The 23403-nt window shown below is 42.9% G+C and carries 25 protein-coding genes, 1 other RNA gene and 1 riboswitch; of the genes, 3 read left to right on the top strand and 23 right to left on the bottom strand.

Features of this window, described 5'->3' with window-relative positions; genetic code table 11:
* Window positions 1-36: 36 nt before the first annotated feature.
* The 13 genes from MKY10_RS10795 to kdgR form a co-directional block, all read right to left on the bottom strand.
* Entirely contained in the window at window positions 37-183 is a 147-nt protein-coding gene (locus tag MKY10_RS10795; RefSeq protein ID WP_003230761.1) for a hypothetical protein, read from the bottom strand.
* Window positions 184-257: 74 nt separating this feature from the next.
* Window positions 258-515 (bottom strand): YpbS family protein, encoded by a 258-nt coding sequence (locus MKY10_RS10790; protein ID WP_021481513.1) that lies wholly within the window; start codon window positions 513-515, stop codon window positions 258-260.
* 64 nt (window positions 516-579) lie between these two features.
* The gene (gene dynA / locus MKY10_RS10785) at window positions 580-4161 is read right to left on the bottom strand and encodes a dynamin GTPase (RefSeq protein WP_129110520.1); all 3582 of its coding nucleotides are present in this window, start codon (window positions 4159-4161) and stop codon (window positions 580-582) included.
* A gap of 175 nt (window positions 4162-4336) precedes the next feature.
* On the bottom strand, window positions 4337-4426 hold the full coding sequence (fbpC, locus tag MKY10_RS10780) for a Fur-regulated basic protein FbpC (RefSeq protein ID WP_100069434.1): 90 nt from the start codon (window positions 4424-4426) through the stop codon (window positions 4337-4339).
* A 70-nt stretch (window positions 4427-4496) separates the two neighbouring features.
* Window positions 4497-5003, bottom strand: coding sequence for an alkylpyrone methyltransferase (gene bpsB, locus MKY10_RS10775; protein WP_004398552.1), 507 nt, complete (start codon window positions 5001-5003; stop codon window positions 4497-4499).
* 3 nt (window positions 5004-5006) lie between these two features.
* Window positions 5007-6104: a type III polyketide synthase BpsA gene (bpsA, locus tag MKY10_RS10770; RefSeq protein ID WP_003230750.1), complete on the bottom strand. Its 1098-nt coding sequence runs from the start codon at window positions 6102-6104 to the stop codon at window positions 5007-5009.
* A 72-nt stretch (window positions 6105-6176) separates the two neighbouring features.
* The gene (gene pbuX, locus MKY10_RS10765) at window positions 6177-7493 is read right to left on the bottom strand and encodes a xanthine permease PbuX (RefSeq protein WP_029726797.1); all 1317 of its coding nucleotides are present in this window, start codon (window positions 7491-7493) and stop codon (window positions 6177-6179) included.
* Window positions 7490-8074 (bottom strand): xanthine phosphoribosyltransferase, encoded by a 585-nt coding sequence (gene xpt, locus MKY10_RS10760; protein ID WP_003230744.1) that lies wholly within the window; start codon window positions 8072-8074, stop codon window positions 7490-7492. Before xpt ends, pbuX begins: the two co-directional genes overlap by 4 nt.
* Window positions 8075-8162: 88 nt before the next feature.
* Window positions 8163-8262: riboswitch (purine riboswitch) on the bottom strand.
* A gap of 141 nt (window positions 8263-8403) precedes the next feature.
* The gene (ypwA, locus tag MKY10_RS10755; protein ID WP_044052507.1) at window positions 8404-9909 is read right to left on the bottom strand and encodes a carboxypeptidase; all 1506 of its coding nucleotides are present in this window, start codon (window positions 9907-9909) and stop codon (window positions 8404-8406) included.
* A gap of 111 nt (window positions 9910-10020) precedes the next feature.
* Window positions 10021-11013: a 2-keto-3-deoxygluconate transporter gene (gene kdgT / locus MKY10_RS10750; protein WP_046160507.1), complete on the bottom strand. Its 993-nt coding sequence runs from the start codon at window positions 11011-11013 to the stop codon at window positions 10021-10023.
* A gap of 44 nt (window positions 11014-11057) precedes the next feature.
* Window positions 11058-11648 (bottom strand): bifunctional 4-hydroxy-2-oxoglutarate aldolase/2-dehydro-3-deoxy-phosphogluconate aldolase, encoded by a 591-nt coding sequence (gene eda / locus MKY10_RS10745; RefSeq protein WP_029726795.1) that lies wholly within the window; start codon window positions 11646-11648, stop codon window positions 11058-11060.
* Between the two features lies 1 nt (window position 11649).
* Window positions 11650-12624 (bottom strand): 2-dehydro-3-deoxygluconokinase, encoded by a 975-nt coding sequence (gene kdgK / locus MKY10_RS10740; protein ID WP_003230727.1) that lies wholly within the window; start codon window positions 12622-12624, stop codon window positions 11650-11652.
* Between the two features lie 37 nt (window positions 12625-12661).
* Window positions 12662-13678: a pectin utilization transcriptional regulator KdgR gene (gene kdgR, locus MKY10_RS10735; protein WP_029726794.1), complete on the bottom strand. Its 1017-nt coding sequence runs from the start codon at window positions 13676-13678 to the stop codon at window positions 12662-12664.
* Between the two features lie 220 nt (window positions 13679-13898).
* On the opposite strand from kdgR, the gene kduI reads away from it, so the two are divergent.
* Complete coding sequence (gene kduI, locus MKY10_RS10730; protein WP_017696982.1) at window positions 13899-14726, top strand: 5-dehydro-4-deoxy-D-glucuronate isomerase; 828 nt, start codon at window positions 13899-13901, stop codon at window positions 14724-14726.
* A gap of 1 nt (window position 14727) precedes the next feature.
* Window positions 14728-15492 carry a 2-dehydro-3-deoxy-D-gluconate 5-dehydrogenase KduD gene (gene kduD, locus MKY10_RS10725; RefSeq protein ID WP_046160508.1) on the top strand — a complete coding sequence of 255 codons (765 nt, stop codon included), beginning with the start codon at window positions 14728-14730 and terminating at the stop codon, window positions 15490-15492.
* Between the two features lie 40 nt (window positions 15493-15532).
* On the opposite strand, the gene MKY10_RS10720 is transcribed toward kduD, so the two are convergent.
* Together MKY10_RS10720 and MKY10_RS10715 are read right to left on the bottom strand one after the other, a co-directional pair.
* A complete protein-coding gene (locus tag MKY10_RS10720) occupies window positions 15533-17458 on the bottom strand; it encodes an ATP-dependent DNA helicase (RefSeq protein WP_015251842.1) in 1926 nt (641 codons plus the stop codon).
* A gap of 102 nt (window positions 17459-17560) precedes the next feature.
* Complete coding sequence (locus tag MKY10_RS10715) at window positions 17561-17752, bottom strand: hypothetical protein (protein ID WP_044052679.1); 192 nt, start codon at window positions 17750-17752, stop codon at window positions 17561-17563.
* A 163-nt stretch (window positions 17753-17915) separates the two neighbouring features.
* On the opposite strand from MKY10_RS10715, the gene MKY10_RS10710 reads away from it, so the two are divergent.
* Window positions 17916-18068 carry a YpzG family protein gene (locus MKY10_RS10710; RefSeq protein ID WP_010327933.1) on the top strand — a complete coding sequence of 51 codons (153 nt, stop codon included), beginning with the start codon at window positions 17916-17918 and terminating at the stop codon, window positions 18066-18068.
* Between the two features lie 210 nt (window positions 18069-18278).
* On the opposite strand, the gene MKY10_RS10705 is transcribed toward MKY10_RS10710, so the two are convergent.
* The 8 genes from MKY10_RS10705 to mrfB all read right to left on the bottom strand — a co-directional run bounded on the left by MKY10_RS10705 (window position 18279) and on the right by mrfB (window position 23393).
* Entirely contained in the window at window positions 18279-18728 is a 450-nt protein-coding gene (locus tag MKY10_RS10705) for a hypothetical protein (protein WP_015251839.1), read from the bottom strand.
* A gap of 183 nt (window positions 18729-18911) precedes the next feature.
* Complete coding sequence (locus tag MKY10_RS10700; protein WP_015251838.1) at window positions 18912-20060, bottom strand: class I SAM-dependent RNA methyltransferase; 1149 nt, start codon at window positions 20058-20060, stop codon at window positions 18912-18914.
* A gap of 100 nt (window positions 20061-20160) precedes the next feature.
* An RNA gene (rnpB, locus tag MKY10_RS10695) (RNase P RNA component class B) lies at window positions 20161-20541 on the bottom strand.
* Between the two features lie 65 nt (window positions 20542-20606).
* Complete coding sequence (gpsB, locus tag MKY10_RS10690; RefSeq protein ID WP_003225629.1) at window positions 20607-20903, bottom strand: cell division regulator GpsB; 297 nt, start codon at window positions 20901-20903, stop codon at window positions 20607-20609.
* Window positions 20904-20980: 77 nt separating this feature from the next.
* Window positions 20981-21523, bottom strand: coding sequence for a DUF1273 domain-containing protein (locus MKY10_RS10685; protein WP_015251836.1), 543 nt, complete (start codon window positions 21521-21523; stop codon window positions 20981-20983).
* 88 nt (window positions 21524-21611) lie between these two features.
* Window positions 21612-21839, bottom strand: coding sequence for a spore coat protein CotD (gene cotD, locus MKY10_RS10680; RefSeq protein WP_010886551.1), 228 nt, complete (start codon window positions 21837-21839; stop codon window positions 21612-21614).
* A gap of 83 nt (window positions 21840-21922) precedes the next feature.
* Complete coding sequence (locus MKY10_RS10675) at window positions 21923-22051, bottom strand: hypothetical protein (protein ID WP_003230707.1); 129 nt, start codon at window positions 22049-22051, stop codon at window positions 21923-21925.
* A gap of 100 nt (window positions 22052-22151) precedes the next feature.
* The gene (mrfB, locus tag MKY10_RS10670) at window positions 22152-23393 is read right to left on the bottom strand and encodes a metal-dependent exonucleaseMrfB (protein ID WP_015251835.1); all 1242 of its coding nucleotides are present in this window, start codon (window positions 23391-23393) and stop codon (window positions 22152-22154) included.
* Between the last annotated feature and the right edge of the window lie 10 nt (window positions 23394-23403).

The following is a 23403-nucleotide window of genomic DNA, read 5'->3' as shown; positions in this document are numbered from 1 at the left end:
GTATCTCTTTAATTAGAGATACTGTTTGGATATTTATCAATCGTTGTGTCTTTTGTTGCTGGCGATCAGCTTTTCAGCTTCGCGTCCTGCGTAAGAGTCAAAATGGGTTTGAAATCCGTTTTTCTTTTTGGCATTGTTATTCGCCTGTGCATTTCTGTTTCCGAGCTTTGTTCTGCCCAACATGAATCCCCCCTTACGTCGGATGCATATAGTATATGCTTCCGGCAGGAGGTTCACTCGCGACAGGATCATCCAGCTTACATGCGGCTTACGTATTCTCTGACCATTTCTTTTGATACAAGCCGTCTTGTCGGGACGATGCCTTTTTTAGCGAGCTGATTCATTTGCTCGGTAATTTCATTAATTGCTTCTGTAGTATAAGGCTCATCGTTTTTGCATTTCGCAACAGCTTCTTCAATCGCCAATTCACGCATATTTTCAAGACGCATAAATGCTTTGATATGCTCGTGCTGTTTTGATGAATGTGCTGAAATTGCTTTATGTACCTCTGACATTAATCGTTCATCTCGCTTTTTTCTATTTAGTCTACCATGACTTGAAATACAAGCCAACTGAATTTTACATTTTTATTGTATTGTCTGAATTTTTCCAGGAGATGCACGCCTGGTACGCTATTTCAATCTCTTTCGCATGTTCCCCTTCCGCATATCCTCTTAAATATGTCTCTTTTTGATCCGTTATTTGCGCGATTGCTTTTTCGCCCATATCTTCCTGTAAGCGTCTGAGGTGAGCTGTGTAATGAGAAATCAGGCTTTCTTCTTCATTTTTTATCCATGCCTCTGTGATTTTCGTAAGTTTCATCCGTACAGCTTCGATAAAGGCCGATTTTCCTTTCTGCTCAAAAAACTGCTTCGGTGATTTGACCTCTTTTAGTTCCTGCTCAAAAGCACGTTCTTCTATTTCTGGTTCAACTTCCTTCAACTGTATGCCGTTTGAATGCTGATCACCCGCATAAACGGAAAAATAGCCGTCCTCGTTTAATGTTTTTTGAAATTGATCCAGCCATTCTTCATTGATATGCCGTTCGATGAAACCGCTCATACGAACATCAAGCGTTTTGATTTCCTGAATATATTCAAATTGATATTCATGTAAGGCTGTTGTCATCGCCTTACTGACGTTCTTTTTCCAATCCCCGTTTTGCAGCCCGGGATGAAATGCCGATTTTAATAAATCATTTACAAAATATGATAATCGCTGTGTAATGTGATATAGCTGCTCTCTTGTATCTTTTTTTACTTTTTCAATGATGGTTTCTGAGTTCCGCCGTTTCTCGATATCGGCCGCTGTCCGCTCAAATGACAGCATAAGGCGCTGTTTCTGCGCTTCCTTCTCTTCTCGGGACTGATGCTGGGATTGGTGAAGCTGAAAAACAGTTTCGCATAGTTTGTCTGCCTCCGAACTGAGCTGCGCTGCTGACGCTTTTTTTACATCCACTTCGATAAACCGGTCTAAGTGTTTTCTTACTTTCGGGAACTGATTATAAAATGACTCCGGTTTTCCCACCAGTTCCTCCTTACTTGATACGGTAAAGAGCTGCGGCTCATAAACCCCTTCTTTTACAAGCTCTGCGCTGACATAATCGGTCACTGTTTCGAGCTCTGTTTTATCTTTTGCAAGGTCTGCAGCATTAATAATAAAAAACATTTTATCCATGCTGAGCGATTCTTTCACAAGTCCAAGCTTTCGCAAAAATGAACGGTCTCCTTTTGAAAAAGAGTGCTGATAATAAGTCATATAAAAAAATGCATCAGCATCTTTGATATATTGGAATGCCAGTTCTGTATGCCGTTTATTCATGCTGCTCGCGCCGGGTGTATCAACGATCGTAATCCCTTTTTCAGTGAGCGGGCATGTATAGTAGACCGTTACCTCTTTCACAGCACAGGCCGTTGTTTCCTCTGCTACATACGGCTTTAATTCAGATAGCGGAATCGTTAATTTCTTCTGTTCCTGTATATACTGCTGATACTTCTCATATGCAAGCAGGAAATTGCTGATCAATTTCACGTGTTCTTCCTGCAGCCTGTTTTTTTTGACTGCCTTTTCCCACTTCTCTGTGAAGGAACGGCCTGCCGGTTCCTTTGGTATTCCGGTGAGCTGCAAAATTTCAGCCGTTATGTCATCCTCTGTCTTAAACACTACATCCGCTGTTTTGTTTAAGTTGCCATTGATTGGCATTGTGATCTTGTTAATTGTCGCTGTGGTTGGCGTTGGTGAGGATGGCAGCACTCTTTCGCCGACAAGCGCATTGGCAAATGATGATTTCCCCGAGCTGAAGCCTCCAAAAAGAGCAAGTGTAAATTTCCGTTCCTCAAGCCTTTTCACCCTTTCACGAAACGCTGAAGTTTGCTTTAACAACATGCTGCATTCGCCTAAAAGGTCAGACAAAGTGTAAAAGCGTTTGATTTGGTCTTGAAGCGGCATTTCTTGTTCCATTTTGATTTCTGATTTCGGCATCGGCTGCGCCGTCAGCTGGCTTCGGCCTTGTTTCTGCTCTGGAGCCGCCACTCTTGTTTTCTTCGATTTAAACCATTCTGTGTCTATATGCATTGGGCATGCGGACTCTTCTTCCCAAATGGCCCACAGGCGATCGGTTTTCTCTCGGGCATTATTCTCTAAACACGCCTGTTCTTGAAGAAATACAAGTTTTTCTGATTCTTGGACGAGCCGGTCGTTAATTGTTTGCACATCTTTGGAAACACGCTCTTTCACCATAGCGGAGAGCACCTTTATGATGTCTGCGGCTTCTCTTTTCGCCTCTTTCCTGATGAGCTCTGCTAAGTCTTTTGTATATTGCAATACATATTCAGAGGAAAAGGCTGCACCATGCTTGACCGCGCGTTCAATGATGCTTATATCAAGCGGTGTGCGATAGGCCTGAATCAGCTTTTCACTTTCAGCGGTATAGACATCAAATACCTTGGCGAGTTTATGAAGCGTGTCTATCATATGCCAATCCGCTTCGGCCTCTGTTCGTTTTGCCACATCAGAGAAAAAAGCATTCCGCCTTTTATCTCTTTCCTGTGCAGTTTTCGCTTTAGAAAAGAAAAAGCCGGTTTTAAAAGAAGGCTCTTGTGATTCTAAAAATGCAGCCGCCAATTCACGCATTTCAAAAGGCGTCAGGTTTGCGTTTTTTAAAATACGATTGATTTCTTCCTGCATCCTCTTCTCTGCCTCAGTCGTTTGTTTTTCGGCCTCATTCAATTGATCACGCAGCGATTGGACCAGTCCAATTTGGATATTAAGCTGTTCAGCGAAACTCGGAGCGCCTGTTTCGTCTTTCTTCAGCATTTCCGTATGTTCCTTTAGCAGATTACGGACTTTTTGTTCCGTTAAAGCCTGCATATTGCTTTTTGATTGCTGTTCTATTCTTCTTAACTCTTCTCTCAGGGCCCCCATCTGATTGAACGGGTGATCCGGTTCTGTTACTGATGTAAAATAGAGCGCTTCCCTTGAAATCCCTTCATTGCAAAGCATCTCCTCTACCTGCGCTTGATAGTCTCCAAATTTTGTCTCCGTCTCATCATGGCGGTCAATTTGATTGACGATAAAATACACATTCGGAATGCTTTCTTTTATTGATCTGAGAAACTTTACATTTTCCTCAGCGTGCACGTGATTATAGTGAACGACGTAAAACAGCGCATCCGCCTGGTGAAGAATAGAAGCAGCCGATAAAAAATGAGCATCATCTGTTGAATCTATCCCTGGAGTATCAATATACGCAACCCCGGAATCGATCTCAGTATACCTGTCAAAAATTTCGACGCTTTTAATCTGTTCCCCGTCTTTACAATATTGCTGCACCTTGTCTTTCTGGTAAGCCCCTTCCAGCTCAGCACACGCTCCGTCTGTTGTATGAAGCCGAACTCGCTTTTCCCCGTTTCTGATCACAACAAGGTTAGCGCTTGTCGGAATCGGGCTTGTCGGCAAAATATTCTCCATTAACAGGCAGTTCAGCAGTGACGATTTTCCCGCTGAATAATGCCCGGTAAACGCGATATAAACCTCTTCATCAGCCGCTTTTTTCATGACCGCAGCCAGTTTAGCAGCCCTTTGTTCATCTTGATTCTCAATAAATTGCTTATAAAGTTCCCCAGTTTTATGCAAAAGCTTTTTTCTGTTTTGATCTGTCATAAGTCTGAACCCCTTTGTGCCGTTTCAATTGTGAACCTTTTTTGAAAGATCTGAATTCATTCCCTTTTCATTTTACACAAGAATAAACCAAATTTCTTTAGGAGAATAGAAAAAAGCCGCCATTACGGCAGCTTCTATAAAAGAAAATCTGCAACTTTTACAAGTTCCAGATTCATCAAACAGATTTATTAGAGATTCCTTTTAATACAAAACCAATTAATACACTATATGTACAAACCGCTCCAAGCAAAAACAGCATTGTCATTTGCTTCACCATCCTGATTGAGAATCTTTTTCAAATCCATTTTAACATGGTTGAGAATGATTTTCAATCGCTATTTTACGCTGTATTCCTGTAATGCTTTGTCTTCTGCGCGAATTCTGACGCTTAACAACACGGCATTGAAAATGGAAAACAGACACATGGTGACGTATGCTTGATAAAGCAGCGGAATCAGCAAAATTTCGAGGATAACAACGGCATAGTTTGGATGTTTCATCCATTTATATGGACCTTTTTTTACAAGCTCTACACCTGGAACAACAAGGATTTTCGTATTCCAATATGCTCCTAAGGAACAAAGCGCCCAATACCGTACGATCTGTACGCTTAAAATCACTGCAGCGATACCGAGCCACCAGCTGGACGGCTGTTTATTCATCAGCAGCACCTCGGCAATTAAGGACAGGAAAAAAAGGATATGCATCGTAATGATATACGGATAGTGGCTCTCGCCAAATTCAATTGCTCCTTGCTTCTTTACCTTTTGTTCGTTTTGCCTGGCCACTGCCATTTCTGCTGCTCTTTGAACAATGAGAATGGCGATCAACAACCAAAACATGAGTCAGGCCCCCTTTTCCCAGCTGAATAATAGCAACTCTGATGAGAAACCCGGCCCTAATGCGCCAATCAGTCCTCGTTCAGCTTCCTTTTTATGTCCGTTCTGCAGATGGTCTTTGATCACATACAAGATTGTGGCTGAAGACATATTTCCGTGCTTTTGCAAAATGCTTTGCGCAGATGAAAGCTTTTCTGACGACAGCCCGAGACTTTTGATGTATGCATCGATCACTTTTTTTCCGCCTGGATGCGCCAAAAAAACACTGATATCATGGAATGACAGCTTATGTTTGTCCAAAAAAATCTGTACATTTGTTTTGAGCCATTTTTCCACCAAGGTCGGAATGTCTCGTGAGAAAATGACTTTGAATCCTTGATCGGTAAAGTCCCAGCCCATGACATCTTCTGATTGTTTCATCAAAACAGATTGGGCGTCCATTATCTTCGGCGCAAGCTTCAGCTTTGACACCCTGCGGTCCGCCTTCTCTCCGCATAATAAAGCTGCGGCAATGCCGTCACCAAAAAGCGAGGTGCCGATCAGATTGCTTTTTGTTTTATCTTCCGGCTGGAATGTCAGGCTGCACAGCTCGGCAGAAATGACAAGCACAAAAGCCTCAGGATACGCTTTGCAGTATTCGGCTGCACGCGCAAGTCCGCTGGCTCCTCCTGCACAGCCAAGCCCCCAAATCGGAATCCGCTTCGTATATGGAGAAAACGGAAGTTCATTCATAAGCCGCGCCTCGATACTCGGTGTGGAAAGACCTGTACTGGAGACGAAAAAAACAGCTTCCACTTTCTCATAAGGAATGGCTTCTTGAAAAAATTCCGGATGAGAGAGGCACTCACGAACAGCCGCTCTGCTGTGTTTAAGTGTTTCTTCTATGTATATTTGATTTTTTTCTTCAAAGCTGTGCCCCTCTTTATACCATTCAATCGGCTTAACAAACTGTCTCGAATGGATTTGCCCGTTTTTAAAGGAGGATAACAGCCTGTCAATATCCTTAAAAGAATGCTGAAACATATAGCGGGCGAACTCGGCCGCTTTCTCTTGGTTTACATTATACGCAGGAAGACTTGTTCCAATGGATAAAATAAACGCCATGCGATCACCTCTTTGCATACATTGTGCCGCAACAATCTTTTTTATATGCAAAAAAACTCCGCCGCGGCGGAGTTAGACTGCTGTTTTTTGTTCAGCGAGGTCAGCTTCTTGTTCTGTTTTTTTAGCTTTAGAAAAAACGTTATATACAATATTTAAGACGACTGCAGTAAAGCTGCCCGCCACAATGCCATTCGTTGTAAGCAGCGTTAAGGCACTCGGAAGCTGTTTGAAAATATCCGGCACAACGGTCACACCGAGCCCCAATCCCACTGAGCAGGCAACAATCAGCAGATTTTCCTGTTTCGCAAAATCAATGCGGCTGAGCATTTTAATTCCGTAAGCGATCACCATTCCAAACATCGCCACCATTGCACCGCCCAAAACAGCGGATGGAATAATGGTCGTAAAAGCAGCGATCTTTGGAAACAGCCCAAATGCCATTAGTATCACACCTGTGACCACAATGACGGCATTTTTTTTGATCCCTGTGAGCTGAACAAGCCCGACATTTTGAGAGAATGCCGTATAAGGAAAAGCGTTAAAAATACCGCCCAGAAGCACAGCCAGTCCTTCAGCTCGATAGCCTTTAGACAAATCTTTCTCTGTCAAACGGCGGTTTGTCAGGTCACCTAAAGCAAAGTAAACACCAGTTGACTCCACAAGGCTGACAATTGCAACGATGGACATCGTAATGATAGGCGCTGCATGAAAAGACGGCGCGCCGAAGTAAAATGGCTGAATCATTTGAACAACTGCCGCATCCGAAACATTATCAAATTGAACTTTCCCCATAAAATAAGCGATGAAGGTGCCAATCAAAATACCGATCAAAATCGAGACGGACTTGATAAAGCCTTTTGTAAAACGGTATAGAAGCACAATGATACTCAACACGGTAAAAGCAAGAGCAAGGTTGGAGAGATCTCCGAAATCTGCACTTCCTTCTCCGCCGGCCATGTTATTCATGGCAACCGGCATCAGTGTAATACCGATAATCGTAACAACAGAGCCTGTCACGACCGGCGGAAAAAACGATACGAGCTTTCCAAAAAAAAATGAAATAAGAATGACAAGAATGCCTGAAGCGATAATGCTGCCGTAAACTGTTGAAACCCCATATTCAGATCCAATCGCTATCATCGGCGATACAGCTGTAAAGGTACAGCCAAGCACTACCGGAAGCCCGATCCCAAAAAATCGGTTGCTCCACACTTGCAGAAGTGTAGCCACACCGCACATAAAAATATCAATCGATACTAAGTAAGTCAGCTGCTCGACAGTCAGTCCCATTGCTTTTCCGACAATCAGAGGAACGACAATGGCGCCGGCATACATGGCAAGAACATGCTGAATCCCTAAAGACAGCGTTTTGCCGAATCCATTTCTCATGAATGAACCTCCTGTACGAAGGACACTTTTCCTTCTTCTAAAGACTGAATTCTTGCCAAAGATTCGACTCGGTAGCCCAGTTTTACAAGTTCATCTCTTCCCGGCTGAAATGACTTTTCAATAACAATGCCGATTCCCGCAATAGAAGCTCCCGCTTGCTTCACAATCGACACAAGCCCGTGCGCTGCCTGTCCATTTGCCAAAAAATCATCGATAATCAGCACATGATCCTGATCCGACAGGTGGGTCCCAGACACTGCGATTTGGCTTTCTGTTTGCTTCGTAAAGGAATAAACAGACGCTGTCAGCAAGTTGTCGGTGAGTGTTAACGATTTATGCTTTCTCGCGAAGACAACTGGCACACCCAGCTTCAAGCCCGTCATTACAGCGGGAGCGATACCTGATGATTCGATTGTCACAATTTTGGTAATACCGTCTTTTGCAAACCTAGACGCAAATTCATCACCAATTCTCTGCATAAGCAGCGGATCAATTTGGTGATTCAAAAAAGAATCCACTTTCAGTACCTGATCAGATAATACGACGCCTTCTTCCTCTATTTTCCGTTTCAGTGCTTCCATCCTGTCTACCTCCGTTATGAGAATAAAAAAAGCATTGCCCGCTCAAAAAAGAGCAAGCAATGCTGATATCACAAAAAACCGTACACGTGCGGTTCCATTGCTCACCCATAGTCGGACATTTACGGTGCCCGGTAGAAACTTGCGTGCCATATCCACGCGATTATATGAGTGTTCCTATTATATTGTAATAAATTATATCAAGATTCTAATCCCTTGCATAGGCTGAAAATAAAAATTCCCGAACTTTATTTTTGTTTTTTTAGATATCATTCGTATTTCAAGGGAATTCGATATAAAAGAGCCTGACGACCGCGCCGCCAGGCTTTTGATTATGACAGATAGAGATTTGAATATTTGTTTGTTAAATAATCAATTAAATAGCGAACATTCAGCTCTTCTCCTGTTGCATCTTTAATAATGTCTAACGGCTTTTTCCGTTTTCCGTGAATGTGCACCTTTTCCGTCAGCCATTGCTTTATCGGATGGAACTCTCCTCTTTCCAAGAGAGCGTCAAATTCAGGGAGATCCTCAAGCATTTTTTGTTTCAGCTGAGCCGCATACATGTAGCCGAGCGCATAGGATGGGAAGTAGCCGAAATCTCCACCTGCCCAATGGACGTCCTGTAAAATCCCCTCTGCGTCGGTCTGCGGTGTAATCCCTAAATAATCCTGGTATTTTTGATTCCAAAGCGACGGCAGATCTTCCACAGACACTTCATTGCTAAAAATCGCTTTTTCAATTTCATAACGGATGATGATATGAAGAGGATACGTTAATTCATCCGCTTCGACCCTGATAAATGAAGGTTTTGATTCATTGATTGCCCGGACAAAATCATCCAGGGAGATGTCCTTGAACTGTTCAGGTGATGCTTCTTGAATCTTCTGATAGTACGGTGTCCAAAAATGCTTGTTGCGGCCGATAAAATTCTCGTAAAATAATGATTGCGATTCATGAATTCCCATTGATGCGCCGTCTGACAAGTTCGTGCCACTGAGTGCTTCATCAATATTTTGCTCGTAAATCGCGTGCCCGCACTCATGAATGGTGCCAAAGATCGCCGTCCGGAAATCTTTTTCATCATATCTCGTCGTGACCCGAACGTCTCCCCGATTCAGCGTAGTTGCAAACGGATGAACGGTTTCATCAAGTCTTCCGCCATCAAAATCGTAGCCAAGCTCCTGTAAAAAATACAGACTGAGCTCTTTTTGCTTTTCTTTCGGGAACGCTTTTGTAAGAAAGCTTGTATCTGGTTTATTTCCGGAAGCTGTCACCTGTTTAACAAGAGGGATAATCGCTTCCTTCAGCTCAGCAAACAGCTGATCAAGCACCTTTACCGTGACGCCGGGCTCAAACAAATCAAGCAATGCATCATAAGGATGCTCTTGATATCCCCAATACGTAATAAAACGTTTATTGAATTCAATCAGCTGTTCTAAATAAGGAGAAAACAAGCTGAAATCAGATTTTCCTTTCGCTTCCTCCCACGCTGTTTCTGCCTTTGAACACAGAATCACGTATTCTTTGTATTCAGCCTCAGGGATTTTCTTATTCTCTTCATACTCTTTTTTCGCCAGTTCCACTGCTTTTTTCGTATCTTCCGACAAGTCATCAAATCGTTCATACAGGACATCGATAAGCTCCTTCATTCGATCTGATGTTTGGATATTGAATATATCTGTTGAAAGCTGGCCGATACTTTCGGCACGATCCTCTGAGCCGTTTTTCGGCGCGCCTGTTCTGGAGTCCCAGTGCATTAACGCAACTGCTTCGCTGTAATGTGAGATTCTTTTTAAAAGATCAAAAAATTCTTTTTCATATGTATGTATCTCCATATCCATTCCCTCCCTATTCTAGCCGTTCCATTACAGGCTAATGGAAGGGGGTATGAAAGTCAAATTGTTTGTATAAAAGGCTGCCGGTATGTTTTGTGGCAGCCTTTTTATTCAGTTGATCGTCATTTGATTTTTTGGAGGAGGTGTTCTCCGCTTTTTCTGCTTGATTTTTTTATCTACCCACACTGTTGCCAGCGGGGTTAAGAGCGAGGTGACAATAACGCTTGTCGCGATAATTGCAGTTGCCGACTCAGCAACTGGCGCAAATGAGGCATTCGCTTCCGCTAATGCATATGGCACGGCTACAGCCGCCCCTGCCGTAGAAGAAGCGGCCACTCCCGCGACACCATCTCCCCGCGCAATAAAACGATCAAGCAAAAACAAAGAACTGCCCGATAAAATGACGACAGAAACTCCGATAAAAATGCCGAGCAGCCCTGATTGGATCAGCATTCCAAAATTCAAGGTATTGCCGAGCGAAAAGGCGAAAAATGGAATGATCGCCGGCACAACCTTGCTGAATAAGTCTCTGAGATCATGATCCAGATTTCCAAGTATACATCCAAGTAAAAACGGGATGACTGTCGCTGCCAGCGTTTCCCATGGGAATGCGGCAAGTCCCGTCACACCAAACGTCACCATGGTCATAAAAGGACCAGATTCTGTACTGATAAAGGCGAAAGCGCCCGCATCCTCTTTTCTTCCCATGTGATTCATGAGCGCCAAATACAGTCCGCCGTTCGTTTCATTCATTACCGCGACAATTGCTAAAACAGAAAGGCCTGCAAAAAAGCCGGATTGTATGCCTTCGTCAGGTATAAATTGCGCTGCGATCACGCCGAGCAGTGCCGCAAATCCGACCTTTCCCAATAATAACGTGATTCCTTTTCTTGCGATATAGCCTGAAGAACGAAAATCAATCGTTGCTCCTACGCAAAAGATAAAAACACCCAGTATCGGCAGCGTTCCGGTAATCAAAGCACCCGTAAACCCTCCAAAGAACTCCGCTGTTCCAGGCGCAAACGTGTTGAGCGCCGCTCCAAGAAATAGCGGAATAATCATCATTCCGCCAGGTACCTGTTCAATTGTCGCCTTGATTTTCATATTGTGGATTCTCCCATCCTCCGGTTATGAAAAAACAATTCCACTTACACTTGGAAAACAGCCTGCAAATCCTCTTTTGAACAGCTGCCCAACTGGCTGCCGACTCCGACGGCGCCAGCTCCGGCTCTAAGCCAATCAGGCACTTCAGACGGATGTATCCCGCCTGTCGGAATAAAGGTCACCTGCGGGAAAGGACCCGCTAAATTTTTCATAAACGGAATGCCAAACACACCGCTTGGGAACAGCTTTAATGTCGTGAACCCGAATGTCAACGCTTCCATAATTTCGCTCGGAGTCAAGACGCCGGGGATATAATGTGTCTTTACAAAAGATAGATGTTCAGCAAGATCAGCTGAAAAACCCGGACTGACAATAAACTGCGCGCCAGCCTCAGCAGCTTCCCCAGCTTGCTGCGCGCTGATGACCGTGCCCGCGCCAATTAAAATATCTTCCCTATTACGGAAGGATTCGATAATATCTGATGCCCCGGGGGTCGTATACGTCACTTCAACTGCACGAATCCCTTTATCTAATAAACTCTCAATCTGCTGACAGGCCTCCTGCTTATCCTTTGAACGAATGACTGCAATCAGCTTTGCTTCTTTCAGACGGTTTTCAACGACTTTGGACTCCATATTAATAATCCCCTTTCTTTTGGTGAACCGTTCTTTGAGCAGATAAAAAAGAAGCTAATTTCTCCCTGGTCGGCAAACCGTCCATATCCCCCGGTGCCTGCACTTGCAAAGCGCCAATCGCATTTCCCCTTTGCACCGCATCCTTGTACGACAAACCGTCTAGGATACCGCTGATTACACCGACTGCAAATCCGTCTCCGGCGCCGACCGTATCAACCACCCGGTCGACCCGGCAGCCTTCTAGAAATCCTTCACTTGTCCCCGTTTTAAAGTAAGCGCCTTCTTTTCCAAGTTTAATAGCAACAAAGCTGGCACCTTTTTTCAAATAATAGTCGGCAATGCCTTCAGGTGTTTTTTCTCCGGTCAATAGCTCTCCCTCTGCGATACCCGGGAAAAACCAGTCTGCAAGCCCAGCCAGATCATTGATTGTGTGTACCATTGTTGCTTGATCAGGCCAAAGCGAAGGTCTTACATTAGGGTCGAATGAAATGGTCTTCCCTGCGTTTCTCATGTCGTTCATGACATGATACGTGAAGTCTTTCATCTCGGCTGATAAAGCAGGCGGAATACCTGTCACATGCAAATGGCCTGCGCATTGAAAATAATCTCTCGGATATTCAGCTGTAGTTAATGTGCTTGCAGCTGAGTTTTTCCTATAGTAGGTAACTTGCGGGTCGCCTTCTTTCACTTTTGACTTCAGCAGCAGCCCGGTGGGATTTTCGTCCTGCGAGCGGATCACGCGGGACACATCCACTCCCTCTTTTTTAAGCTCTTGTAAAATAAACGTTCCGAGCTGATCATTGCCGACCTTGCTCATCCATCCCATTCGAAATCCGAGTCTGGCAAGGCCGCAGGCGACATTGCTTTCTGCTCCGGCAAGCCCTTTAGAAAAAGTGGATACTTCATGAAGGCCTCCATACTCATTTGCATAAAACATGGCCATTGATTCCCCGAATGTCACCGCATCAAGCTTCATCTCTTCCCAACCTCCTCTTAGTTGAGGGCACCTAGGATTAAAGTGACTTTCTCATGATGACTTTTGCCTCTAATTCAATGGTTTGAGGCGCTCCTTTGTCACCTTCAATCCTTTTTAATACACGTTCCATCGCCGTCCTGCCCATATCATGTGACGGCTGGGCGATCGTTGTAATACCTGGACCGATCAGTTTATACCATTCCGTATCATCGAATCCTGCAATCCCTATATCTTGAGGGATGCGCAGGCCAAGCTCTTCCATACAGCTGATGATTTTCAGCATAATCAAGCCATTCAAAGCCAGAATCGCTTTTTTTTGCTCCGGCATTTCCTTGTGAAAAGAACGAAGCGCCGCCTTAAGCTGCTCCTTGTCCTTTACGTCAATTTCATGCAATCTGACCCCGTTCACATTATGAACCGAAGCCATTTCCTGATACACAGCTGCTCTTTCTGCACGAGGGCTGATAGAGGAAATCGGTTCGGTAAACAGCGCGACATCAGTATACCCTTTGCTGTACACCTTCTGAAGAATCTCTTTTGTGATCCATCTGTTGTCAGTCGTTACGGTATCCAGTTTCAGATCCGGCAGTTTCCGGTCAATTAAGATTGTTGGAATTTGCTGTTCAGCAAAAGCGCGGAGTACATCCTTGTTTTCCCCTGTTGCGTTTAAAATCAAGCCCTCAACCGAATGGGCTTCTAGCTTTAAGAGCATTTCCCGCTCTTTTTCAGGACTGTTATCTGTGTTGCACACCATAATGCTGTAACCATATTGATCACAAACCTCTTCGACTCCCCTGAAAGCAGCGACCGAAAAAGGATTTGTAATGTCAGCTACAACAAATCCGATTAACTTGCTTTTTTTTATTTTCAAACCTTGTGCCATTTTACTCGGCCGATAATTCAATTCTGCGATTGCCTTTTTAATGTTTTTCACTTTTTCAGGAGAAATCGCGTCAATTTTTCCGTTAATATAGCGGGAAACTGTCGATTTCGAAACTCCTGCACATTCAGCTACATCTTTGATGGTTGTATGGCCTGTTGTTTTCTTTTTCATTCAAGTGCTCCTGTATCTCATATATTTGAAACCGATTTCAAAACCGTTACAACAAAAGAATACCATAATTTTAAAATTTGGAAAGAGTTTTTTTAATAATGTGTCAATTCATTATTTTCCGTTGACTCTTTTCACTATTTATCCTAAAATTTTCTTTGAAACCGTTACCAAAATATTTTCATTCAAGTGATGCTGAAATCCTAACCAAGGGGGAAATATAATGGAAAATCGTTATTCTGTACATCCTGAACAAGTAAAACGCTTTACAACAGAGGAGCTTCGCAGTCATTTCTTAATGGATCCTTTATTTACAGAAAATAAACTTTCGATGTATTACTCACATGAAGACCGGGTTGTCATCGGCGGAGCGGCTCCAGGGCAAAGTGAACTGAAGCTTGATGCAGGTGATTTTCTAAAAACAGACTTCTTTTTGGAACGGCGTGAAATCGGGATTATTAATGTCGGCCAGCCTGGTGCCGTTAGAGTCGGCGATGATGAATATGTGCTTCAAACAAAGGATTTTCTCTATATCGGAATGGGTAATCAGGATGTATCATTTTCAAGCCTGAACGGTGAAAAAGCGAAGTTTTACTTCGTCTCCGCTTGCGCCCACAAAAGCTATCCAACACAAAAAGCCGCCCTAGCTGAACTGACACCGGACCGCCTTGGTGATGATGCAGCGTCTAATGTCAGAAGTCTGTACAAAGTTATTCATCAGGATGGCATTAAAAGCTGTCAGCTGATGATGGGAATAACGATGTTAGATCAAAACAACAACTGGAATACCATGCCAGCACACGTTCATGACCGTCGGATGGAGGCTTATCTTTATCTGGATCTTGAAAAGGATTCAAAGGTATTTCATTTCATGGGCCAGCCGGACGAAACACGCCATCTTGTTGTTGGAAATGAGCAGGCTGTCCTTTCTCCCGCCTGGTCTATTCATTCTGGCGCAGGAACATCAAACTATAGCTTTGTGTGGGCGATGGCTGGAGAAAATTACACATTTACGGACATGGATCTCGTTCCGATGGATGGGCTGAAATAAGATGGGTTATCTACATGACGCCTTTTCATTAGAAGGAAAAACAGCGCTGGTGACAGGCCCTGGAACAGGGATCGGTCAAGGAATTGCCAAAGCCCTAGCCGGTGCTGGCGCTGATATTATCGGCACATCACATAAAAGCAGCCTGTCTGAAACACAGCAGCTTGTGGAACAGGAAGGCCGGATATTTACATCTTTTACATTGGACATGAGCAAGCCGGAAGCGATAAAGGATTCTGCAGCTGAGCTGTTTGAAAACAGGCAGATCCACATCCTTGTCAATAATGCCGGCATTATTCATCGGGAAAAAGCGGAAGATTTTTCAGAAGAGAACTGGCAGCACGTACTGAATGTCAATCTAAACAGCCTGTTTATTCTGACACAGCTTGCTGGCAGGCACATGCTGAAAAGAGGTCATGGAAAGATTATTAATATTGCCTCTCTCCTGTCTTTTCAAGGCGGCATCCTCGTTCCGGCTTACACCGCGAGCAAACACGCTGTTGCCGGTTTGACAAAATCATTTGCAAATGAGTGGGCAGCGTCAGGTATTCAGGTCAACGCAATCGCCCCAGGCTATATTTCTACTGCGAATACAAAGCCTATTCGGGATGACGAAAAGCGAAATGAGGACATTTTAAAGAGAATTCCTGACGGCCGCTGGGGCCAAGCGGATGATATCGGGGGGACTGCAGTCTTTTTGGCATCACGTGCTTCAGATTATGTAAATGGACATATTTTAGCAGTTGATGGCGGCTGGCTATCCCGCTGACAAATAAAAAAGCTGACGAACGATCGTCAGCTTTTTTTCATTACATCATGTGCGGTTCAACAGGCAAGACCTTTTTGACCTCATCGATGATGCGTTCATTTTCTCCGCCAGCGTAAATGTGAATCGAGCCGCTGTCTTGATTCGAGCGAATCAGGCGCCCGATGCCCTGCCGTACACGTAACAACATATATGGCAGATCAACTTCTTCGAACGGATCTTTTTTCGCTCCGTTGCGCTTCGCTGTAAATACAGGATCGTGTGGCGGGAACGGTAATGACCAAATGGTAACATTCTTCAATGCGTCACCGGGAATGTCGAGTCCTTCCCATAAGTGAACTGAACAAAGTACTGTTTCTTCTTCCTCTTGGAATTTCTCTACTAAGCTGCTGATTTCCTCATCACCTTCGAAGAAAATTGGATACGGCAGCTCCCATGCCGCCGACAGCTCTTTAAACTCGTTTAATTCTTCAAAAGAAGGGAAAAGCACCAGCGTTCTTCCTTTGTATCGTTTGATTGTTTCAATCGTTTCAGCCGTTTTTTGTTCAGCGGCCATATCTGTTTTTGCGTATAAATTAATACTCATTTGCTCGTCATAATCATAAGGGGAATCAACAGTTAATGACAAATAATCATGAATCCCAAGACTGTCGGCAATATAATCAAACGAACCGCCTTCTGACAGCGTAGCAGAAGAGAAGATATAAGGAATTTTCTTAGAAAACACTTTTTCGCCAAGTACTTCTGCTACCGTTCTCGGCATCACGACAAAAGTTGATTCTGCTTCCTTTTTCTCCAGCCAGCTGATTGCATCCTTTTGATATAGAGATAATGAATACGCCATTTGTTCAACATATTCTTCCACTACTGACAACTCGTATTGATCAATCGTATACATTTCAGACTCAAATACAAGTGCCTCACCGATTTTATCAAGTAAACGGCAAAGCTCGTCCGCCGCCTTTTTGACACGATGGTCATTTTTTATTTCTAAACGGTGTGAACCGGCTACTTCCTTTGATTCTTCAGAAAGAACATAGAAAAATTCGTCGTTTGCGAGAAGCGCATCTTCAATCAATTCTGCAAACTCTTCTCTGATGTCATTTTGCAGCAAACGTTCTAAAAACAATTCAAGAGTAGACTGCTTCACTCTATAGGTTAGCGCTTTTTGCGCAGCAAACTCTAACAAATGCCCCTCATCAAATACAACTGCACTATGATCAGGCAAGAGCGGCAGCTGGCCCTCTCGTTTGCGTGATTCTTCCGTCCACACATGCTCCATATAAAAATCATGGGAACAAATGATTAAGTCCGTTGACTTGCGGTAGTAATCTCTGGAAAGTGTCAGACCGCATCTGTGTCTCATATCACAAGTCAGACAGTCCTGAAACGAGTCGTAGCTTACGTCAGACCACTCTTCATTCGATAGATTTGCGTACTGCTTACGGTCGCCATACGGATAAAAGCGCTGCATCGCCTGGGACTCGTGGACAAATGACGGTAACGACTCATAAAGATCCAGCCATTTATCATCATCAGAACGCTGCATTGTTTTTTCAAGCTTCTTCAAGCATAAATATTGCTCATGTGATTTTGACAGCCTTGTATCAATTTTCAGGTCAAGATGCTCAGCCAGCTTAGAAATATCGCCCTCTTTTTTCACCAGCTGTTCAATTAATGTTTCATCCGCACAAGCGATGATGGCAGGTTTGCCGACATACCTTGCATAGCTGATTGCAAAAAGAAGATATACCAGCGTTTTCCCCGTTCCCACTCCAGCTTCGGCGAACATGACTTTTTTCTCTTTAAACGCCCGCTCCAGCTGAAAAGCCATAAATACTTGCTCGTCCCGAAGATCAAACCCTTTTTCGGGAAGGATATCGTAAAACACGTCACCAATCCAATTGTTCAATTCTTCATAAAAATTCTTTGTTTTCGTTAAAGAAAAAGGCAAACGTGATGTTGTCACCTAGTTCCAACCCCCAACTATTCGACATTCAGACCACCAATAATATCATTTTCCGCTGATGAATACAATAAAAAAACTTGGCAATGCCAAGTTTTTTGCAGTTTACTTACGATTGATCACATGCGACGATAAAAAAGGATGGTCTGTTGAATAAATATGTTCTACCGCTTTTTCTAAATTAGTTTGCGCATGCGAAATCATAGACGGAGACGATTCAGTCCCGAGCTCCTTCAGCTCGTTTGCTGTTGCGTCAAGCGCCCTTTCAATAAGATTAAAATGTTCACTGTTCAGCATGAGATCACCTCTGATGGAAATAATCATCATTGTATGCGAACTTTTCATTTTATATACATGCTTTACCGCATGTTATCACCGAAACATGCACAAACTACACTTGATATTCCGTCTCCGGATTATCCGTCTTATCAACAATATTCTATCAGGGAGTGATGTTGACATGAGTTATAGAAACCGATTAGATCAGCATTCTGAACTGTTTCATCACAATTGGACGCGGCCTAAACGTTCTAAGTCTCAAGTAAACGGTCACACTGAAATGTCCCAAACCAACATTATATTGAGAAGCAACGCGAAAGCTCACCGTTGGTAACGATAGAATAGGGCTGAAAGATGTGAGAACAAAGGCAAATTATGCCTTTGTTCTTTCTTAAGTAGAAGTAATATGAAAAATAATTCATATTAAAATAAAAAAATCTTATTAATAATAGTAGTTTAAGAAATGCATATATTGAATATGCAATATTTTAAAAAAACTTGTCAACTTTTAAATCAAAGTTGACAAGTCATGTATCAATATATTTTATTTTCTTTTTTCCACATAAAATATTTTAGATTGTACAGCATCTTTGAATTTACTTCCTTTGTATAACTCCACGTTTACTTCCCAACGTTCTTTAAACTCGGGTTTTGCTAATTTACTAAAGTAAAATTTCTTAATAGGTGTTCTTTTAGAAAAAGATCCCTTTATAAAATAATTACCGAGATTCCACTCACCATCTCTAGTTGTTACGCCCATCCGGTAGTTTAATGTCCCACATTTACCATTTGTCTCAGCATAGGTATCTATTGAACTAGCTCTTTTTGTATATGTAGAAGCATCAGTATACACTCTAACTTTACAACCTTTTACACCATTTACAGTTTGCCATGAACTAGTTGCAGCTTCTGCTGTAGAATCAAAAGCAAAAGAAGTACTTATTATAAGTAGAGTAGTAATCAACAAAGTACTTTTCTTTAATAAAAATCTCATATATTCCATCTCCTTCTTTTTTATACAAAATTTATTTTAAAATAACTCTATATAGAAATCAACCTAATTAACTATTAAATTTCTTTTTTTTTCCTTAAAGTAATAAACACGTTATTATTTCAAACAAAAAAGCCAGATATGGAAGATCTCAACATCCATTATCTGGCTAAACAATTAATAAGACTATTCTTTATTGCGAATTTTCTTTTTCTTTGACCAGTATTGATAATAATCCGTTTTAATAAACCCGTTAAAGAGCTTTCGTTTCTTCGTTGCTTTTCTGCCATATGCTTCCTCAAAGTTTTCATTTGATGTCAGCATATACACAGACCAAGTATCAAGCGGCTCGAACGCCTTCCCCATTTCTTTGTACATCTGCTCAACGGCTTTTTTCTCGCCGAGACGCTCTCCATATGGCGGGTTGCCGACAATTACGCCAAATTCCAGATTTGTGGTAAAGTCTTTGACCTGCATCTGTTTGAACTGGATTAGATCTCCCAATCCTGCTTCCTCTGCATTTTCTTTTGCGATTTCAACCATGCGGTGGTCTATGTCGCTAGCGAAAATTGTAAGCGGCTGATCATAATTTGCCTTTTCTTCGACTTCAAGCCGCGCTTTGTTCCACAGATCTTTACCGATCCATTCCCAATCCTCTGAAACAAAATCGCGATTGAATCCCGGGGCGATGTTTTGGCCAATTAGCGCCGCTTCTATCGCGATTGTTCCGGAGCCGCAGAAAGGATCAACAAACGGGCGGTCCGGCGTCCAATTGGTTAATTGCACCAAAGCGGCAGCAAGTGTTTCTTTAATCGGCGCACCGCCCTGATCGACACGGTATCCTCGTTTGTGAAGGCCTGTCCCTGATGAGTCCAGTGTAATCAAAGCCTGATCTTTCAATAAAGAAATTTCGACTTTATACTCGGCACCTGTTTCTTCAATCCAATCATTGGCTTTGCCGGACTGCAGCTTGAGCTTTTCGACAATTGCTTTTTTGACGATCCGCTGACAGTCAGGAACGCTTGCAAGTGTTGATTTTACCGATTTTCCGATGACAGGGAATTTCCCGTTTTCAGGTATAAATGAGCGCCAGTTAATCGCTTTCGTTTTTTCAAACAGTTCATCAAATGTTTTCGCTTTAAAAGAAGCAACCTGAACCTTTATGCGGTCGGCTGTTCTAAGCCAAAGGTTCGCACGGCAGATGGCAAGTGCATCACCTTCAAAAATAACTTTCCCGTTATCAACCTTGCATTCGTATCCTAAATCTCGTACTTCCTTTGCGACAACAGCTTCAATGCCCATCGGCGCCGTTGCAATTAGTGTATACTTCGTCATCGTATCACCCTGTCTTTTAAAACTTTTCTCTTTTCAAGATAAAAGCTCTCCTTATACGGGAGAGCTTGTTTTCATCATTTTAAATGTAAGTGGTCTAACGTTCTGTAAGCCATGTTTTGTTCCATCGTACTGCAAACGGCTCATCACCTCGTACTCAGGCGGCAATCATCTATCTACAGAAAGCATTCTGTCCTTCTCTCCGTTGAATTCCGTTAAGAAGGTTCCCCTACCAAAATTTGGGTTTCTCGCTCGAGGGGTTTACCGCGTTCCACTCTCACCATTTCTAGTGAGACTTCGTCACTGTGGCACTTTCAAGGATACTCAGCCATATCCGAAGACGTAGGCTTTTTTCCTGCCGTCAGCCTCTAAAGACTGCCCTAGCTTATGACTTCGCTAGGCACGAACACTACGGGCATCTCAGCACCGTGCGAGCATGGACTTTCCTCTACAGATTCAAGATCTGCAGCGATTACCCGAACGTTAAGAACATGAATTATTATATAACAACTGATTACAATTTACAAGCGCCATTTTTTTCAAGCGTGATCAATCATAAAGCTTGCTGCCAAAAACGTGTTTTTCTAAGTTAGACAGCCGTTTTAAAATATCAAAGTTTGTTGTGTTAGATTGCACAGGCTGTTTTTTGCTGGCTTCTTCAAGCTGTTTTTTCAGCTGCAGATTTTCCTGCTGCAGTTCTTCAATTTCTTGATGGAAGGTTTCATAATCCTTAATAATCATATCTAAAAATTTGTCAACGTCTTCTTGCTTGTAGCCTCTAACGCCTGTTTTAAATTCTTTTTCCAAAATTTCTTTCGCAGAAAGCTTTACTTTATCAGCAAGCATCTTTTTCACCTCGTATCGTGAATCATCACATATATTTTTTCAGAAATCTGTACGGTTGTCAAATTTCTCTCTCATTGTTAGTAGCTGTCTTCCTCCACTGTCACTCTCAAGTCATCCATTGTAATAAAGTAGATGGGATAGCCATCCTGTTCGCGCCTTTTTTCCGCTGTCCCAAGCATATACTTAGGGGAGCCTTCCTTTTCCGGGTCATATAAAAGCAGAAGCCCGTCGGACTTATCAATGAAGAACTGATTTTTTTGTTTGAATTGAAGCGGGCTTTCATAAGGACGGTGAGTCAGGCTTGCTTCATAGTCTGCCTGAGACAGAACTGCTTCATACTGTTCCTTATTCGGTTCTTTCCAGTTCTTTTCCTGCTCGTAAAATGGTGTGATGACAGCTACCTTTAAGTCAGGGAATTCCTCCTGCAAATCATATGCAGCTTCTGCCGCCCACAGCTCCGCTCCAAGCTGGCCCGAAATTAAAATCCATTCTAATCCTTCATCCAAAAAAGCAATCAGCCGATTCTTAATGGCTTTTTTTATGTAATACAGCGCCTTGTCATCCTGCTTAAATATCCCGAGTTCAAACGGTTTATAGCCCGTTATTGCCAATACTTTCATCATTTCACCTGCTTTAAAAAATGGGGCTCCCGTGGGCCCCATTTGTTGTGCTGCATTGTTTACACCATCAAGCTGCACGTTTTCCATACTAGTAGTCGCAGCAAGGTTTTCCTGCTTGAAAATGCTGATGCGTAGCCGGGTCAACATTTGAGAAAGTGTGTGGAAAGTAGTGAACGTGCTGAAAATGCTGGTGGTTTACGTTTGTTGTATGCTGTGGGTGAATGTGCGGCACGATAGTCTTCGAAAACGTATGGTGTTCACAGCAATGAGTAGGATGGACAATTGGCGCCATCATATGCGGTCTGCAGTGATGCATGATAAAATCCCCTTTCCATAAACTTTATTACAATACTAAGCTATGAAAAATAAGGGGTACATGTTCTGATGCAAAGACCTATTTTAAAAGTGTGCAATTAAGCTGTCTTTAAAGTTTGAAAACACAAAAGCAATCAAAAATACCACAACAAAGAACAAGTAAAAAACACCCTTATACATACCAACTCTCCCTTTAAAAATAACTAACGTCATTTTACAGGATTCGCCGCTATTCTACAACAAAATCAATGTGAATTCAGCAAAAAAAATTCATGGCGAAACAAGTCGTCTTTTGCGCTTTCCCGGGGAATATTTAAGAGGAATATTTCCTCTTTAGCCGGGCAATTCTCACATGCAGTTTTTCAGTTTCTTTCTCTGATAAGCATGCCGCATCGCTAAGCAATTGCTCTGCTACTTGCAATGCTTTTTCGAATTCTTTTTTCTTATGCTCAAAATATTTCGCGAGCTCTATTACAGCAGCGTATCTGCACTTCTGGTTTTGCGAGCGGGACAGCTTTTCCCAAAGCGGCACTGCTTCTTCCAAGCGGTTTTGTTTTTTGTACAGGAGCGATAAATCCAGCCGTGCACTGTCCTGATCCTCAAACGATTTTTCTATAAGCCTTTCCAACTGCTTGATCGCTTGGTCCGTTTCCTTATGAGCCATAAACCATTTCGCCATAGCATAGGCTTCACTGTGTTCTTTTGGCGCATGTGATTCTGAAAGGATTTTTTTAGACATATGGATGTACAATGAAATGAGTGATAACACATCCATTTCATTATGATGCAGGACACCTTTTAAAAGATCCGGCTCTTGCGCCTTGATAAAATGAAAGTAAAGCATTGGCGCCAAGTAGCCCGGTGTGTCTTCTAGTCTGCGGATGCCGAGCTCCTCTTTTTCAACCGTGCCAAGAGATACGCGGTCCATTTTGTGTTTCCACAGGCGTCTAGCTCCATGCAAAAGATCAAAGTGGCCAAATTCCGGAAGCTTCGGAAGTCTGTCACGGATCAAGGTGTGTCTTGTTTTCACCTGCGGCCAATCAAAGGCTTTGCCGTTGTAGGTCACAAGTGATGTAATGTCAACCTCGCTTAAAAAGCTTTGGTACAAGGCGACTTCGTTCCCCGGTTTGGGCAAAAGATGCTGTTTGACTGTCACTCGGTCTTCATATACTCTCGCATGCCCAAGCAAAAAAATGGTATTCCCAGCTCCACCCCCAAGACCGGTTGTTTCTGTATCAAAGAAAAAGAGGTTGTTTTTGTTATACCCTTTTGCTGACAATGTATGCGACAGGCCGCTTTGATTCCACATTGTGATCACTTCCTCAAGCTCAGAAAAGCTGTATAACCCATGGCGGTGAGAAAGCGGATATTCTACTTCTCTGATGAGGCAATATTCATCTTCGAAGATGAAAGGCTTCATGCCAAAAGCCTCCCACTCTTCTAAAAACGGGATGTCATCAAAGTGGTTTTCTTGTTTGCCTGCTTCTATTTTTTGTTCTCCTTCGTCGAGCGCCATGTGCTTTTTCATCCGTTGGAGTTTCCCTTTTAATGACATATCCGGCCTC

The organism is Bacillus sp. FSL P4-0290 (assembly GCF_037975435.1).
GTDB classification, from domain to species: Bacteria; Bacillota; Bacilli; order Bacillales; family Bacillaceae; genus Bacillus; species Bacillus subtilis.
Note: the sequence above shows the minus strand (reverse complement) of the source record. Positions and strands in the feature narration are given on the sequence as shown.

Excerpts from the sequence above, each read along its gene's own strand:
- MKY10_RS10715 (WP_044052679.1), bottom strand. The coding sequence starts at position 17,752 with ATGCTGAACAGTGAACATTTTAATCTTATTGAAAGGGCGCTTGACGCA.
- cotD (WP_010886551.1), bottom strand. The coding sequence starts at position 21,839 with ATGCATCACTGCAGACCGCATATGATGGCGCCAATTGTCCATCCTACT.
- kdgK (WP_003230727.1), bottom strand. The coding sequence starts at position 12,624 with ATGAAGCTTGATGCGGTGACATTCGGGGAATCAATGGCCATGTTTTAT.
- kdgR (WP_029726794.1), bottom strand. The coding sequence starts at position 13,678 with ATGAAAAAGAAAACAACAGGCCATACAACCATCAAAGATGTAGCTGAA.
- MKY10_RS10675 (WP_003230707.1), bottom strand. The coding sequence starts at position 22,051 with ATGACGTTAGTTATTTTTAAAGGGAGAGTTGGTATGTATAAGGGTGTT.
- pbuX (WP_029726797.1), bottom strand. The coding sequence starts at position 7,493 with ATGAGAAATGGATTCGGCAAAACGCTGTCTTTAGGGATTCAGCATGTT.
- MKY10_RS10790 (WP_021481513.1), bottom strand. The coding sequence starts at position 515 with ATGTCAGAGGTACATAAAGCAATTTCAGCACATTCATCAAAACAGCAC.
- MKY10_RS10705 (WP_015251839.1), bottom strand. The coding sequence starts at position 18,728 with ATGAGATTTTTATTAAAGAAAAGTACTTTGTTGATTACTACTCTACTT.
- mrfB (WP_015251835.1), bottom strand. The coding sequence starts at position 23,393 with ATGTCATTAAAAGGGAAACTCCAACGGATGAAAAAGCACATGGCGCTC.
- MKY10_RS10710 (WP_010327933.1), top strand. The coding sequence starts at position 17,916 with ATGAGTTATAGAAACCGATTAGATCAGCATTCTGAACTGTTTCATCAC.
- kdgT (WP_046160507.1), bottom strand. The coding sequence starts at position 11,013 with ATGAAAATCAAGGCGACAATTGAACAGGTACCTGGCGGAATGATGATT.
- MKY10_RS10700 (WP_015251838.1), bottom strand. The coding sequence starts at position 20,060 with ATGACGAAGTATACACTAATTGCAACGGCGCCGATGGGCATTGAAGCT.
- xpt (WP_003230744.1), bottom strand. The coding sequence starts at position 8,074 with ATGGAAGCACTGAAACGGAAAATAGAGGAAGAAGGCGTCGTATTATCT.
- bpsA (WP_003230750.1), bottom strand. The coding sequence starts at position 6,104 with ATGGCGTTTATTTTATCCATTGGAACAAGTCTTCCTGCGTATAATGTA.
- bpsB (WP_004398552.1), bottom strand. The coding sequence starts at position 5,003 with ATGTTTTGGTTGTTGATCGCCATTCTCATTGTTCAAAGAGCAGCAGAA.
- eda (WP_029726795.1), bottom strand. The coding sequence starts at position 11,648 with ATGGAGTCCAAAGTCGTTGAAAACCGTCTGAAAGAAGCAAAGCTGATT.
- MKY10_RS10685 (WP_015251836.1), bottom strand. The coding sequence starts at position 21,523 with ATGAAAGTATTGGCAATAACGGGCTATAAACCGTTTGAACTCGGGATA.
- dynA (WP_129110520.1), bottom strand. The coding sequence starts at position 4,161 with ATGACAGATCAAAACAGAAAAAAGCTTTTGCATAAAACTGGGGAACTT.
- gpsB (WP_003225629.1), bottom strand. The coding sequence starts at position 20,903 with ATGCTTGCTGATAAAGTAAAGCTTTCTGCGAAAGAAATTTTGGAAAAA.
- kduI (WP_017696982.1), top strand. The coding sequence starts at position 13,899 with ATGGAAAATCGTTATTCTGTACATCCTGAACAAGTAAAACGCTTTACA.
- MKY10_RS10795 (WP_003230761.1), bottom strand. The coding sequence starts at position 183 with ATGTTGGGCAGAACAAAGCTCGGAAACAGAAATGCACAGGCGAATAAC.
- kduD (WP_046160508.1), top strand. The coding sequence starts at position 14,728 with ATGGGTTATCTACATGACGCCTTTTCATTAGAAGGAAAAACAGCGCTG.
- ypwA (WP_044052507.1), bottom strand. The coding sequence starts at position 9,909 with ATGGAGATACATACATATGAAAAAGAATTTTTTGATCTTTTAAAAAGA.
- fbpC (WP_100069434.1), bottom strand. The coding sequence starts at position 4,426 with ATGACAATGCTGTTTTTGCTTGGAGCGGTTTGTACATATAGTGTATTA.